The sequence below is a fragment of the Streptomyces sp. NPDC047917 genome (assembly GCF_043204345.1).
Lineage (GTDB): Bacteria > Actinomycetota > Actinomycetes > Streptomycetales > Streptomycetaceae > Streptomyces > Streptomyces sanglieri.
This window is the reverse complement of record NZ_JBIDCA010000017.1, coordinates 43925-57812: the sequence shown is the minus strand read 5'-3', so window position 1 is coordinate 57812 and position 13888 is coordinate 43925. Positions and strand designations below refer to the sequence as shown.

Sequence of the window (13888 nt, the reverse complement as noted above, 5' to 3'; positions counted from 1 at the left end):
ATGACCGTCGACGCCGTCGAGCTCATCGACCTCTACGCCGGGGAGGGCGGCGGGAGCGAGGAGTACGAGTTCCCCGCCTCCGACGCCCAGAGCCGCCTGCTGGTCCTCGACCAGCTGAATCCGGGATCCCCGCAGTACAACGTGCCGATCGCCTTCGCGGTGCACGGGCCCTTCGACACCGAGGCGTTCGGCCGCGCGCTGGACGCGCTGGTCGCCCGGCACGAAGCGCTGCGCACCGTCTTCCGGACCGCCGACGACGGCACCCCGGCACAGCGCGTCTCGGCCACCGGACGGGTACGGCTCGCGATCCGGCGGAACGTACCGGCCGGCGGTGCGGACGCCCTGGTGCGCGCCGGGGCCGCCCTCCCCTTCGACACCGCCGCGGGGCCACTGCTGCGCTGCACCGTGTACGCCGTCGACGACGGCAGCCACCGGGTGCTGCTCGTCGCCCATCACCTGGTCTGCGACGGCTGGTCGCTCGGCCTGATGCTGGACGAACTGTCCGAGGGGTACCGGCAGGAGGCCCGGGGTCTGACGTACCGTCCGGCCGAACTCCCCATCCAGTTCCCCGACTACGCGGCCTGGCAGCGGGAGCGCGCGGCGGACGGCGCGTTCGAGGCGTCCGTGGAGCACTGGGCCGGCCTGCTGCGCGGCGCGCCCACCGCCATGGAACTGCCGCTGGACCGCCCGCGCCCGCCGGTCCGCACCGCTTCGGGCGGCACCGAGCGTTTCCTGCTCGGCGCCGGGGTCAGGGAACGCCTGGCCGAGGTCGCGGCGGCCTCGGGAGCCACCCCGTTCATGACGATGTTCGCCGCGTACACCGCTTTCCTCTCCCGGCTCTCGGGCGGCGAGGACCTGGTCGTCGGCTATCCGTCGTCGGGGCGCGAGCGGCCCGAACTCCAGGAGATGGTCGGGATGCTGACCAACACCCTGGCGATGCGGGTGGACCTGAGCGGCGACCCGTCGCTCGACGAGCTGACCCGCCGCGTCCGGGCCTCGATGCTGGCGGCACAGCCCTACCAGGACGCGCCGTTCGAGGCGGTGGTCGACACCCTGGCCCCGGTCCGCGAGACCAGTCACGACCCGGTGGTGCAGGTGGCGCTCAGCTACGAGGACGAGGCCACGCCGGAGCTGGAGCTGACCGGTGCCACCACCGAACGGCTCGCGCTGACGCTGGACACCGCGAAGTTCGACTTCCACCTGTTCGTGGAGCGGTGGGACGCCGGACTCGCCGCCCAGTTCATCTACCGCAGCGATCTGTTCGACGCGGCGACGGTCCGCCGCTGGACGGGCAACTTCCGCACCCTGCTGGCCGGACTCCTCGCGGACCCGTCCGCACCGCTGTCCGCCGTGGAGCTGGTGCCGGCCGACGAACGCGCCCGCACCATCGCCGGTGCCGACCGGCTCGCGGAGGCGGCGCCCCCGGACCGTCTGGTACCCGATCTGATCGCCGACCGGGCGGCCGAACACCCCGACGCCACGGCCCTGGTCTGCGGCGGCCTCCGGCTGAGCTACGCCGAGCTGCTCGACCGGGCCGACGCGCTGGCCGCCCGGCTGCGCGCCGCCGGGGTGCGGCCCGGCTTCCGCGTCGGTCTGCTCCTGCCCCGCTCGGCCGACCAGGGCATCGCGGCCCTCGCCGTGCTGCGCGCGGGCGGCGCGTACGTACCGCTGGACCAGGCCCACCCGGAGGCCAGGCTCCGCCACATGGTGGACAGTTCGGGCACCGGGCTCCTGCTGACCTCGCAGGAGACCGCGGCGAAGGCGGCGGCCCTGGAGGTGCCGTGCGTCCGGGTCGACCGCCCGGCCGTCACGGACCCCGTCGCGCCGGTGCCGCCCGCGACGGCCGGCACCGCACCGGCCCCCGAGGACCTCGCCTACGTCCTGTTCACCTCGGGCTCCACCGGCGTCCCCAAGGGGGTCGCCATCGAGCACCGGGCGCTGGTCAACCTCGCCCGGGCGGTCCGGCACTCCTTCCCCGTCGAGGCCGGGGACCGGGTGCTGCAGTTCGTGTCGTTCGGCTTCGACGTCGCCGTGTCCGACCTCTTCTTCCCCTGGGTGGCCGGTGCGGAGCTGCACATCCCGCAGGAGGACGAGCGGATCGGCGAGGCGCTGCTGGAGCGGCTGCGGGACTCCCGCATCACCTATGTGTTCCTGCCGCCGTCCGCCGCGATGCTGCTGCCCGACCTGACCGGGCAGCTGCCCGAGCTGCGGACCGTCGCGGTCGGCGGCGAGGCGTGCCCGGCCGAGCTGGTCGGACGGCTCAGCGCGCCCGGACGGCGGGTCGTGAACGCGTACGGCCCCAGCGAGGTGACCGTCTACGCGACCACCGGGGACCTCTCCCCCGGTGAGCCCGTGGTGCTCGGCGGCGCCGTGCCGGGGGCCCGGGTCTATGTGCTCGACGAGCGGCTCCGGCCGGTCCCCGCCGGGGTCGCCGGCGAGATCTACGTGACCGGTGCCTCGCTGGGGCGCGGCTACATCGGCCGGCCCGCCCTGACCGCCGAACGGTTCGTCGCCGACCCGCACGGCGCACCGGGCACCCGGATGTACCGCACCGGCGACCTCGGCCGGATCGACGCACGGGGGCTCATCCACTACCTCGGACGCTCCGACCTCCAGGTCAAGCTGCGCGGTGTACGCATCGAACTCGGCGAGATCGAGACCCTGCTGGCGGGTGCGCCGGGCGTCGCCCTGGCGGCGGCCACCGTCCGCGGCACAGGGACGGCACAGCGGCTCGTGGCGTATGTCGTGAGCCGGGACGGGGCGGCGCCCGCGGACGCCGAGCTGCGCGCCCATCTCGCCCGGCGGCTGCCCGGATCCATGGTGCCCGAGGTGTTCGTCCGCCTGGACGAGATGCCGCTCAGCAGCAACGGCAAGATCGACCGGACCCGGCTGCCGGAACCCGCCACGGTGCGGTGCCGGCCGGACGGCTCGACCACCGTCGCGGGCACCGCGACCGAGCAGCTGGTGGCCGGGCTGTGGGCGCGGGTCCTCAATCTCGAACTCGTCTCCGTCACCGACCACTTCTTCGAGCTGGGCGGCAATTCGATCCGGCTGCTGAGTGTCCTGTCCGCCCTGCGCGAGCTGGGCACGTACGGCGAGCTCAGCCTGGTCGACCTGTTCCGCCACCCCACCGTCAACGCCCTCGCCGCCCACCTCGACCGGGCGGCCCTCGGGGCCGCCGGGGCCCCTGACACCGCCCCTCCCGCCGACACGGCCGCCGCGCGCGGCGGTGACCGGCACGCACGACGCAATGCCGCCGCCCGACGACTCAGCCACCGGAAAGGCTCCATACGATGACCGAGAACGCAAGCGCCGCCGAGCCCCTCGCAGCCGACTCCGCGATCGCGGTCGTCGGGATGAGCGGCCGCTTCCCCGGCGCCCCCGACCTGGCCGCCTACTGGGAGAACCTGCTCGGCGGGCTCTGCTCGGTGACCGACTTCACCGAGGCGGAGCTGATCGCCGACGGCGCCGACCCGCAGGAGGTGCGCGGCCGCGACCACGTACCGGCCAAGGGCCATCTAGCGGACGCGGACCGTTTCGACGCGGAGCTGTTCGGCTTCAACCGCACCGAGGCCGCGGCCCTGGACCCCCAGCACCGGCTGCTCCTCCAGACGGCCTGGTCCGCGCTGGAGGACGCCGGCCGCAGCCCGCTGGGCGGGTCCGCCCGTACCGGCGTGTACGTCGGCGGCGGCCCCACCGAGCACATGCTGGCCGCGCAGACCGACCCGCGGCTCGCCGCGTCCATCGGGGCGCTCCAGGTGCGCATCCTCACCGACCGCGAGTTCCTCGCCCCCTGGGTCTCCTACCGGCTGGGCCTGGAGGGCCCGAGCCTGACGGTGCAGACGGCCTGCTCGACATCGCTGACGGCGGTGCACCTCGCGGTGCAGTCCCTGCTGCTCGGCGAGTGCGACACGGCGTTGGCCGGCGGCGTCGCCGTGGACACGGTGCGCAAGCGGGGCTACGTCCACCAGCAGGGCGGCATCTACTCGCCGGACGGCCGCTGCCGGCCCTTCGACGAGCGGGCCGGCGGCACGGTGCCCGGCAACGGGGTGGGCGTGGTGGTGCTGCGCCGGCTGTCCGACGCGATCGCCGACAACGACCCGATCAGGGCCGTCATCCGGGGCAGCGCCGTCACCAACGACGGGGCCACCAAGGTCGGGTTCACCGCGCCCGGCGTCGACCAGCAGACCGCGGCGATCGTGGAGGCCTGGGCGGCGGCCGGTCTCGACCCGGCGGACGCCCAGTACCTGGAGGCGCACGGCACGGCCACCGCGCTCGGTGACCGCATCGAGGCGGCGGCGGCGACGGCGGCGTTCAAGGGGGCACTCGGCACCGGGCGGATCGGGATCGGCTCGGTGAAGTCGAACATCGGCCACCTGGACGCGGCGGCGGGTGTGGCGGCGCTGATCAAATCGGTGCTCATGCTGGAGCACGCGACACTGGTGCCGAACGCCGACGCCGGGCGCCCGCACCCCGAACTGGGCTTCGAGGACTCGCCGTTCCACCTGGTCGGGCGGGCGACCGCCTGGCCGGTGCCGGAGCACGGTCCCAGGCGGTCCGGGGTGAGTTCGGTCGGGATCGGCGGCACGAACGTGCACGTGGTCCTGGAGGAGGCACCCGGGCGCGGCGGAGCCGGGGCGCCGGCGGCCGAGTGCGTGCCGGAGGTCCTGCTGCTGTCCGCCCGCACCCGGGAGTCCCTGGCCGAGGTGGCCGGCCGGCTGGCCTCGGCGCTGCGCGCCCCGGGCGCCCCGTCCCTCTCCGACACCGCGCACACGCTCCGCGTGGGCCGGGCCCCGTTGGCCGTGCGCGGCTATGTGCGGGCCGGGAGCCGGGCAAAGGCGGCGGATCTGCTCGCCGAACTGGCCTCGGGCGGTGCGGCGGGCCTCGGCGGGCCCGACCCGCTCGGCGAGGCCTGGCTGGCGGGCGACCCGGTGGCGCGGGAGGGGAGCGGCCGGCGGGTCGCGCTGCCGACGTACCCGTTCGCCGGTGAGAGCCACGGCGCCTACCGCCTCGTACCGGTCGCACCGGTCGGTGAGCCGCCGGAGCAGGGCGGCCGCTCCGCCGACCTGGAGCGGGACGTCCGCGCCCTGATCGCCGAGGCCCTCGGGCTGGAGGACGCCGACGACCCGGAGATGACGTACTTCGCGGCCGGCGGCGACTCGCTGACCGCCGTCCACCTGGTCGGCTGCCTCCGGGACGACTTCGACCTCGATGTCCCGATCACGCTGTTCCTGGAGCAGCTGACGCTGCACGAGATGGCCCGCCGGATCGTCACGGCGCAGGACGGCGACGACTCCCTCGACGCCCTGCTGTCGGAGTTCGAGGCGGAGTGACCGACCGCGCACAGGGCTTGGGCCCCGACCCGGAAGGGGGTCGGGGCCCAAGCCCTGTGCGCTGTGCTGTGCGGTGTCAGACGCCCGTACGGACCGTTCGTCCGGGCACGTACGCGGCGACGAGATCCGCGACGAGGGGCAGGTGGTCGCCCAGGAAGAAGTGGCCGCCGGGCAGTACGTGCCGCTCGAAGGGCCCTTCCGTCTCCCGCTCCCACGCCTGTACGCCCTCGACGGAGACCCGGGGGTCGTTGTCGCCGGTCAGCGCGACGACCGGGCAGCGCAGCGGCGGCCCGGGGACGTGGACGCGAGCGAACAGCATCGCGTAGTCGGCGCGCAGCGGGGGCAGCGCGAGTTCGAGGATCTCCGGATGGGTCAGCAGTTCCTCGTCCGTGCCGGACAGCAGCCGCATCTCCCGGATCAGGTCGGCGTCGCTGGGCCGGTCGGGCAGCCGTGCGCGCCGCGGCAGCGACGGGCCCTCGCTGCCCGAGACGAACAGCGCCGCGGGCTCGCGCCCCTGTGCCGCGAGTTCCCGTGCGGTCTCGTAGGCCAGGAGCGCGCCCATGCTGTGGCCGAACAGAATCAGCGGACGGCCCCCGTCCGCGGAGAGTGATCCCAGTACCGCGTGCACGACATCGCCGAGCCGTTCGGCGAACGGCTCGGCGATGCGGTCGTGCCTGCCGGGGTACTGCACGACCAGTGCTTCCGCGGTCCCCGCCACCTGGGTCGACAGCGGAATGTAGCCGCTGGCCGAACCACCTGCGTGCGGGAAGCACACCAACTGTGCCGCGGCGTCGGGGGCCGGGCGGTAGCACCGTATCCAGTTGTCCACGGCATCCCTTCTCTCATGTTCTCGGTCCGGTCCACGACCGGCTCCGTGAACGTTATCCGCTCATGGGGCTGCGGCGATCCAGCTCTCCAATTGTTCACGCGTGGTCGCCGGGTCCGCGACGAGAACGGCGAGTTCGTCGTCGCGGGGTTCCAGTGTCGTCAGGGCGGGGCAGCGGTGGCAGGCCTCGACACCGACCTGGTTCCACCACTTGCAGTGCGGGCGGAGGTGGCACCGTGGCACCGCGGCCGGTCCGGGCTCGGCCGGCACGGTCGTGATGCGTTCGATCAGCCCGCAGGCCTCGCCGACCCGGTTCGCGCAGTCCGACACGCAGTGCGAGGCGAACCGGAGCACCCGGTTGGGAGCGATCCCCTCCGGGATGCTGCCGAGAACATCGGCGGCGGGTACGGGTTCGGCCAGATAGGCGACCTGGCCGCGCTCCCCGGACCGCACGCCGAGAACAACGCTCTCCGGGCGGCTCGCATCACCGCTCGGACACCATCTGGGAGGGCTTTCCCGCCCGTCCCGGTCATGGTCCGCAGTGCTGTCCACGGTGCTCACCTCCGATTCGTCAGCAGGAACGCGGGCCGGTCGAGTTGATCACCATGCCACCGATGACACCGCCGGTGACGGGGCCGTTCTGCTGCTCGGCCGCGACCGCCTGCGCGATGCTTCTGGCGAGCTGCTCCTGGCTGGTGATCCGATCCGGACGCTCGGCAGCAGCGGCACCGGTGGTACCGCCCACGGTGACGAGACCGGCAACGAGGGCTGCGGCAGCGGCCGCCGTACGCATGCTGTTGTTCATCCCTGTCCTCCATGACTTCGGTGATGGCTTGCAGGAATCGACGCTAGGGTCCGCGGCCCGCCCCGATCGGCAGTTGCGGCGGCGGCTCGGAGGCTGGTTTCCGCACCTTCGGGCTTCGGCCGCCCCCGGGCTTCGGCCGCCCTCTGGTTTCCGCCGCCCTCCGGTTTCCGCGTTCTTCGGGCCACCGGTCCGCCGCCCTCCCCCGCCGGTTGCCCGTTGGTCGCGCCGTCAATAGCATCGCCGGTATGTCGCCAAGCCCTCAGCGCAAGCGGATCCGGAAGTCCCCGGCGGACCGGCGTGCGGAAATCGTCGACGCGGCGGCGGCCATCGCCCTGACCGAAGGGCTGGAGTGCATCACACTGCGCCGGATCGGCGATCAGCTCGGCGTCCGCCCCGGTCTCATCAGCCACTACTTCCCGGCGGTCGAGGACCTGGTGGCCGAGGCGTTCGGTACCGCCGCCGGGGCCGAACTGAACACCCTGCTGCCGGTGGACCCGGTGACGGGATCGCCCACGGACCGGCTCGCCCGCTTCTTCGCGCTGGCGACGGGCGCCGCGTACGACGACATCAGCCGGCTGTGGATCAACGCCCGGCATCTCAGCCGCTACCGCCCCGCCCTCCGCGACCGGGTCGGCCACCAGGAGGCGCTGTGGCGGGGCCGGCTGGAGGCCCTCGTCCGTGACGGCGTCGACCGCGGCGAATTCCGCACCACCGACCCGTATGTGACGACCATCCAGATCCTGGTTGTCATCGACGGGCTCGGCGCGCACGCCAACACCGAGGCCGCGGACCGCCCGGAGGTGGTCACGCGGATGGCCGTCAGCACGGCCGAACGCGAACTCGGCCTGGAGAGCGGGGTACTCACCAGGAACGGCGCCGCGCTCGACGCCGCCCGCGGCGACGCACCCGTGCCGTCCGACCCGGACGGCACTCCGGACCCGCGGGTGTCGGAGGCGGACCGTAGAGTCCTGCCATGAGCGACTCGGTGAACAGGATTCCCCTCGAAGACATCACTCCCGCCTCCCTCGCACAGGGCGCGGTGGGCGTCGGGCCGCTGCCCATCGACATGGCGGCCGCCCGCCGGGACGCGGAGGCGATGCGCGTCACCCGGTCCGGGGTCTGCCGGGCCGCCGGGGTCCCGGACGACAGCGGCTGGCTGACGGAGTTCACCCGGCCGGACTTCGACAGCTTCCAGGACCTCGTCGCCGCGCTGCGTCACGACTCCGATCCCGACCACGTGCCGCTGATACCGCGGTTGTGCGGGCGACTGCTCGGCGAAGACGCGCGTACGCACCGCGCGCTGACCGGCGACCAGGAGATCCGCGAGCCGTTCTTCCACCACGGCGACCTTCTGGTGAAGGGCCACCTGGACGTGGCGGCCCCCTTCGTCGTCACCGGTTCGCTCGTCGTCGAGGGCTGCCTGACCGACTGCGGCCCCGACTCCGTCATCGCTGTCGACGGCGATGTCACGGCCCGCGCGGTGCACACCGACGGCGAGATGTCCGTCGGCGGTGTCATCGGGGCCGGGATCGTCTACGGCCATTACAACGACCAGACGCTCCAGGCGCGCACCATCCGTGCCCGGCTGGTCATCGAGGACGAGCACAGCACGATCGCCACGGTGGAGGCGGACACCCACTTCGATCCGGACGATTTCCAGCAGGGATACGGCGAGGGTGTGCAGGAGCGGCTGCGCGAACTGCTGGTGGACGAGGTGTTCTCCAGGGAGGACGACGAGGACGAGGAGGAGCGGCTGGACCGGGGGCTCCTCTTCGCCCGCCTGCGTGCGGGGCAGCCGGTCTTCCGCGCGGACGGGGACTCGTCGGCACACTGATCCGGTCCGGCGCCCGTGGACCGTCGGGGGCGCCGACGGCCGGGAGCCGACAGCCGGGCGCCGGCTACCGCCGGTTCAGCTCCGCCAGGACTCTGCCGCGCAGCAGCTCGTACTCCTCACGCAGCCGCACGATCTCGGGCGGCCGTACGATCACCTCCCCGCCGACGACGATCTCCTGCGGACCGAACTGCTCACGGGTGAGATCGACTTCGACGCCCATGCCCAGCCGGTTCCACCAGTGGTAGTCCACCCGCTCACCGTCCACATGGACCTCGCCGCGCATCAGATCACCACCCAGCAGGTCGTGCACCACGAGCGCGGTGACGCCGCACTGATCGCGCGCCGGGTTGTCCGGGCTCCACTGCGCCCGGTGGGCCGGTGTCGTGGTGTCCGCGCCCCAGCTCCTGCGGACCGCCTGCTCAAGATCGCTGAAACTGCTCAAAGTCATACCGCTCAGCGTGGCAGACGCCTCTGACAGTCCGTGCCCTGCCACGTCCGCCTCGATACCGGTGGCGGACCATCGGCTCTACCGCTTGAGGCGGCCCCGAACGGCAAGGAGGGCGAGGGCGAGGAAGCCGGGTTCGACGAGCCGGGACGTCATCTCGATGTAGGTGCCGGCGGTGGTCAGGCTCTGGCCACTGGCTCTGAAGATGACGGAATTGAGCACCACTTGGAACGATTTCTCGACGCGCTCGCCCGTGAACCGCTCCGTGAGCGGTCCCGTCAGCCCGGGTGGTGGCGTATCGGTAGTGAGGGTGATCCTGCGACCGGTGCCGGGAAGGACTCCGGTCGTCACGGCTTCGGGATCGGAGCTGGGCACCCCCCACAGGGTCAGGGCGAGGACCGAGACGATCATGGCTGTCCCGAGCCATGCGAGAGCGCGTGCGGCACGCAGTCCGTAGCCGGACAGCGCCCAGTACGCCTGGAGCAGCCACCGCTCGGCGCTGCGGTATCCGAAGCTGTGCCGGCGCATCTCCATTTCGCCGTAGTAGAAGTCGGCGGCTCCCGGTTCGTCCTTGCTGTCCTCCCGGGCCTTGCGCAGTTGGCGGTAGACCGTGGTCAGGGACGCCAGGCCGGGGACGGCGCCGGGGTCCGGCGGCGGAGCGCCCCAGCCCCGTCGCGCGGACGCGGCTCGCCCGGGCAGCGCCCGCCACTGCCGCTCCTCCTCGATGACCTGCCGCCGGGTCCAGCGGAAGGGGACCGGGCCCCGGTACCGCCGGCCGCCGGGCGTCGTGCGGAAGGTCGAAAGCCCTTCGAGCCGGAGCTGGTCGAGGTGCAGGGCACCCGTGAAGACGCACTCCGCGAGGTTCAGGTCGGCCAGGGTGAGCATGGAGGCGTCGACACCCCGGATCGATGCCACCCGGACGACCGGATCGGAACCGAGGGCTTCTTCCGCGCGGGCGGGAACGGACGCGAAGTGGGTGAACTGCCCTATGACCGCGACTGGTTGGGCCAGCCGGGCGTCGGTCAGGTCGACCCTGGCGTGTCTGAGCCGCAGGATGGCCGTGGACTCCCACCGGGTCCTGCGGCACGCGATCTCTGCCGTGGCCGCTTCGATCGTGGCCGGTTCCGTGAACACCGCCGCGGACAGATCCAGGAGTCCGCCGCACATCATCGGGCCCAGGTGGGGTGCCGCGTCGAATCGCGCACCCGTGAAGCGGGCGGTGTCGGCGAACGACGCGCCGCCGAACTCGACCGCACCCGAGAACGTGGCCTCCCCGAAGCGGCCCATCCCCCGGAACCGGGCCTTCGCGAAGTTTGCGGGCCCTTTGAACGCGGCGCTGTGGAATCTGGCGTCGGCCCCGAACTCCGCCCGGTCGAACCGCGCGGCCCCGCCGAAGACCACCGCGCCGAAACGCGCCGTTCCGGAGAACGAGGTGCCCACGAACCAGGCGTCGCCGGAGAACGACGCCCCACCGAACCGTGCGGCTCCCGAGAACGAGACGCCGACGAAACGGGTGTCGCCGTTGAAGACGGCGCCCACGAACTGCGCCTCTCCGAAGGCGGGATCTCCGCTGACGGGATCACGGACGGCGTCGAACAGGTCGCGCAGAAGATCTTCGCTGAACGCTGTGCCGCGAAGGTCCACGTCCGCGCCAGGACCGAGGGCGGCCAGGCAGGCTGCGCGGTCGGCCGGAGAGAGGTGGGCCAGGCAGGCGGTCCGGCTGCCGGTGCGGATGCCTCGGCAGCCGACGGGATCGGCCGGGCCGGCACCGGCGCCGCAATGTGTCCAGGACGGCAGGGTAGTGGTGATCACCCCTGTGGTGACGCGCGTGTCGCACCCGGAGTTCCGGCGCACCGCTGCTGGACTCGCCGCACCGGGTGGCGGCCCGCACCTGTCATGGTGTCGCCATGAATCCGACGAACAATGCCGCCGCCGACACGACGCAGGACACCGACGGGTTCCCCGAGCAGTTCGGGCGGACCCACCGGTTCTCGCTCGGGTTGCCCCGCGGCTTCACCGTTTCTCCGGACGGCGCACGGGTGCTCTTCCTGCGGTCCGCCTCCGGTTCGGATCCGGTCGGCCGGCTCTGGCTGTACGAGGACGGTGCGGAGCGGCTGCTCGCCGATCCGCCCGGGGCCGGGCGCGGCGACACGGCGGGCGACCGGGTGCCGCCGGAGGAACTGGTCCGGCGGGAACGGGCGGGAGAGACCTCGTCGGGTGTGGTGTCGTACGCGACCGACGCACAGGTGAGGCTCGCCGCCTTCGCGCTCGACGGCGGGCTCTGGGTGGTGCGCACGGGTGGGGGCCCGCCGCGCCGGATCCCGACCGCCGGTCCGGTGGTCGATCCCCGTCCCTCACCGGACGGCACACTGATCGCGTACGTGTCCGGCGGCGCGCTGCGGGTCGTCACGGTGGAGGGGACGGAGGACCGGGTGCTCGCCGCCCCGGACGGCGACCGGGTGACATACGGGTTGTCCGACCATGTGTCGGCCGAGTCGATCGGCCGCTCGCGCGGCCACTGGTGGTCTCCGGGGAGCGATGCGCTGCTGGTGGCGCGGGTGGACACCTCGATGGTGCCGCGCCGGTACATCTGCGATCCGGCCCGTCCGGAGCGGCCGCCGCGCGAGATGGCGTATCCGGCGGCGGGCACGGCGAACGCGGAGGTGTCGCTGCACCTGGTGCGGGTGTCCGGGGAGCGGCTCGTGGTCCGGCTGCCGCGCGAGGCGGGCCCGGACCATCCCGAGGGCGTGTGGACGGACCGGTCGTTCGAGTACGTGGTGTCGGCTGCGTGGGACGGGCACGGGCCGCTGGTCTCCGTACAGACGCGTGACCAGCGTTCGGTGTACGTGCTCGCGGTCGATCCCGGCACGGGCGGGACGCGGGTCCTGAGCCGTACCCACGACCGGGCATGGGTCGCGCTGCGGCCCGGCACACCGTTGCGGCTCCCCTCCGGCGCGCTCGTCGTTCCCGCGCGGCCGGGCGGCGACAGCCAGGGGCTGGCGTTCGACGGCCTGGAGACGCCTGCGGGACTGGAGGTCCGCGAGGTGGTCGGAGCCGACGGTGACCGGGTTTTCTTCACCGCGAGCGAGGAGCCGACCGAGGTCCACGTCTGGTCGTGCGCGGCGACGGCACCCGGTGGCGGCACCGCCGCCCCCGTGCGCGTCAGCGAGGCCCCCGGTGTGCACACGGCCGTGGTCGGCGGCCCCACCGTGGTACTGGACAGCAGGACCCCTCAGGGGCAGACGGTCACCGTACTGCGGGACGGAGTGCCGGTGGGCCGGATCGCGGTCCTCGCCGAGACTCCGCTCGTCGTGCCGAGGCCTGCGGCGCTGAGCCTCGGGAAGCGGGAGCTGCGCAGCCGGCTGTACCTGCCGTCGTGGCACCGGCCGGGCGACGGCCCGCTGCCCGTGCTGCTCAACCCGTACGCCGGCCACGGCATGCAGGTGGTCCTGAAGGCGCGCTCCTGGTGGGTCGCGGTCGCCCAGTGGTTCGCCGAGCAGGGGTTCGCGGTGCTGGTCACGGACGGCCGGGGCACTCCGGGACGTGGTGAGGCCTGGGAGAAGTCGGTGCACGGCGACCGGCTGACGGCCGTGCTCGACGACCAGATCGACGCGCTGCACGCGGCCGCCGCGCGGTGTTCCGCGCTGGACCCGGGAAGGGTCGCCGTACGCGGCTGGTCGTTCAGCGGGTATCTCGCCGTTGCCGCCGTGCTGCGGCATCCGGAGGTGTTCCACGCCGCGGTGGCCGGTGCCGCGCCTGCCGACCGGCGGCTCTACGACACCCATTGGGAGGAACGCTTCCTGGGCCATCCGGACGTACTGCCGGAGAACTACGGGCGCAACTCGCTGCTCTCGGAGGCGGCCGGGCTGACCCGCCCGCTCATGCTGGTGCACGGATTTGCCGATGACAACGTGGCCGTCGCCCACATGCTGCGGTTCTCCGCCGCACTGCTGGCCGCGGGCCGGCCGCACACGGTGCTGCCGCTGTCCGGGGCCGGTCACCGGGTCGCCCGGTCGGCGGCGGGCAATCTGTTGCTGCTGGAGCGGGACTTCCTCAAGAAGTCCCTGGGTGTTGAACACGGGGGCCCCGCCGCGCGTACCCCCGGTCGTACACCGCAGTCGTGAGAAGTCGTGAACACCGTGGAAGGGAAGAACCGGTATGAGCACAACGCAGAATCACGAGCCCCGTCCCGGGCGGCGGGCCGTTGTCACCGCGGTCGGGGCCGCCTCGGTGGCTGCCGTACTCACCGCCTGTGGCAACCAGAAGGAATCGGGCGGTTCGAGCGTGGTCGAGTCGGCCGGCAGCGGAACGGAGGGCAGCGGCGCCGCGCTGACGCGGACGGCCGACATCCCGGAGGGCGGCGGGAAGGTGTTCGCCGACCGGGGTGTGGTGGTGACGCAGCCGAAGGCCGGCGAGTTCAAGGCGTTCTCGTCGAAGTGCACCCATCAGGGATGCACGGTGTCGCGCGTGTCGGACGGCACCATCGACTGCCCCTGTCACGGCAGCAGGTTCGACGCGGCGACGGGCGCGGTGAAGCACGGCCCCGCCACCGAACCGCTGCCCGCCAAGGCGATCACGGTCTCGGGCGGTGAGATCACGCTCGCGTCCTGATCGCACGGCCCGGGTGGTGTCGGGCCTCCACCAC

General features: G+C 73.1%; 11 protein-coding genes. 6 read left to right on the top strand and 5 right to left on the bottom strand.

From position 1 onward, the window contains the following. Positions 1-3297 carry an amino acid adenylation domain-containing protein gene (locus ACGF8B_RS35150; RefSeq protein ID WP_392746312.1) on the top strand — a complete coding sequence of 1099 codons (3297 nt, stop codon included), beginning with the start codon at positions 1-3 and terminating at the stop codon, positions 3295-3297. After that, a complete protein-coding gene (locus tag ACGF8B_RS35145; RefSeq protein ID WP_392746310.1) occupies positions 3294-5333 on the top strand; it encodes a beta-ketoacyl synthase N-terminal-like domain-containing protein in 2040 nt (679 codons plus the stop codon). The genes ACGF8B_RS35150 and ACGF8B_RS35145 overlap by 4 nt, the downstream gene beginning before the upstream one ends. A 76-nt stretch (positions 5334-5409) precedes the next feature. On the opposite strand, the gene ACGF8B_RS35140 is transcribed toward ACGF8B_RS35145, so the two are convergent. The 3 genes from ACGF8B_RS35140 to ACGF8B_RS35130 all read right to left on the bottom strand — a co-directional run bounded on the left by ACGF8B_RS35140 (position 5410) and on the right by ACGF8B_RS35130 (position 6964). After that, positions 5410-6162, bottom strand: coding sequence for a thioesterase II family protein (locus ACGF8B_RS35140; RefSeq protein ID WP_392746308.1), 753 nt, complete (start codon positions 6160-6162; stop codon positions 5410-5412). A gap of 60 nt (positions 6163-6222) precedes the next feature. Further along, positions 6223-6612, bottom strand: coding sequence for a hypothetical protein (locus ACGF8B_RS35135; protein WP_392746307.1), 390 nt, complete (start codon positions 6610-6612; stop codon positions 6223-6225). A gap of 118 nt (positions 6613-6730) precedes the next feature. Further along, complete coding sequence (locus tag ACGF8B_RS35130) at positions 6731-6964, bottom strand: hypothetical protein (RefSeq protein ID WP_392746305.1); 234 nt, start codon at positions 6962-6964, stop codon at positions 6731-6733. 245 nt (positions 6965-7209) lie between these two features. Between ACGF8B_RS35130 and ACGF8B_RS35125 the strand changes: the two genes are divergently transcribed. Together ACGF8B_RS35125 and ACGF8B_RS35120 are read left to right on the top strand one after the other, a co-directional pair. Continuing rightward, entirely contained in the window at positions 7210-7941 is a 732-nt protein-coding gene (locus ACGF8B_RS35125; protein ID WP_392746304.1) for a TetR/AcrR family transcriptional regulator, read from the top strand. Beyond that, the gene (locus ACGF8B_RS35120; RefSeq protein WP_392746303.1) at positions 7938-8798 is read left to right on the top strand and encodes a hypothetical protein; all 861 of its coding nucleotides are present in this window, start codon (positions 7938-7940) and stop codon (positions 8796-8798) included. The genes ACGF8B_RS35125 and ACGF8B_RS35120 overlap by 4 nt, the downstream gene beginning before the upstream one ends. A gap of 64 nt (positions 8799-8862) precedes the next feature. Here the strand turns inward: ACGF8B_RS35120 and ACGF8B_RS35115 are convergent, their stop codons facing one another. After that, the gene (locus tag ACGF8B_RS35115; protein ID WP_392746301.1) at positions 8863-9246 is read right to left on the bottom strand and encodes a hypothetical protein; all 384 of its coding nucleotides are present in this window, start codon (positions 9244-9246) and stop codon (positions 8863-8865) included. A 78-nt stretch (positions 9247-9324) separates the two neighbouring features. After that, on the bottom strand, positions 9325-11055 hold the full coding sequence (locus ACGF8B_RS35110; RefSeq protein ID WP_392746300.1) for a pentapeptide repeat-containing protein: 1731 nt from the start codon (positions 11053-11055) through the stop codon (positions 9325-9327). A 95-nt stretch (positions 11056-11150) separates the two neighbouring features. On the opposite strand from ACGF8B_RS35110, the gene ACGF8B_RS35105 reads away from it, so the two are divergent. Continuing rightward, positions 11151-13367 (top strand): prolyl oligopeptidase family serine peptidase, encoded by a 2217-nt coding sequence (locus tag ACGF8B_RS35105; protein WP_392746299.1) that lies wholly within the window; start codon positions 11151-11153, stop codon positions 13365-13367. A 34-nt stretch (positions 13368-13401) separates the two neighbouring features. Next, positions 13402-13854, top strand: coding sequence for a Rieske (2Fe-2S) protein (locus ACGF8B_RS35100; protein WP_392746298.1), 453 nt, complete (start codon positions 13402-13404; stop codon positions 13852-13854). The last annotated feature ends 34 nt before the right edge of the window (positions 13855-13888 follow it).

What these genes read in the sequence shown, in the direction of transcription:
- ACGF8B_RS35100 (WP_392746298.1), top strand. Translation starts at nt 13,402, where the DNA reads ATGAGCACAACGCAGAATCACGAGCCCCGTCCCGGGCGGCGGGCCGTT.
- ACGF8B_RS35145 (WP_392746310.1), top strand. Translation starts at nt 3,294, where the DNA reads ATGACCGAGAACGCAAGCGCCGCCGAGCCCCTCGCAGCCGACTCCGCG.
- ACGF8B_RS35115 (WP_392746301.1), bottom strand. Translation starts at nt 9,246, where the DNA reads ATGACTTTGAGCAGTTTCAGCGATCTTGAGCAGGCGGTCCGCAGGAGC.
- ACGF8B_RS35120 (WP_392746303.1), top strand. Translation starts at nt 7,938, where the DNA reads ATGAGCGACTCGGTGAACAGGATTCCCCTCGAAGACATCACTCCCGCC.
- ACGF8B_RS35105 (WP_392746299.1), top strand. Translation starts at nt 11,151, where the DNA reads ATGAATCCGACGAACAATGCCGCCGCCGACACGACGCAGGACACCGAC.
- ACGF8B_RS35125 (WP_392746304.1), top strand. Translation starts at nt 7,210, where the DNA reads ATGTCGCCAAGCCCTCAGCGCAAGCGGATCCGGAAGTCCCCGGCGGAC.
- ACGF8B_RS35150 (WP_392746312.1), top strand. Translation starts at nt 1, where the DNA reads ATGACCGTCGACGCCGTCGAGCTCATCGACCTCTACGCCGGGGAGGGC.
- ACGF8B_RS35130 (WP_392746305.1), bottom strand. Translation starts at nt 6,964, where the DNA reads ATGAACAACAGCATGCGTACGGCGGCCGCTGCCGCAGCCCTCGTTGCC.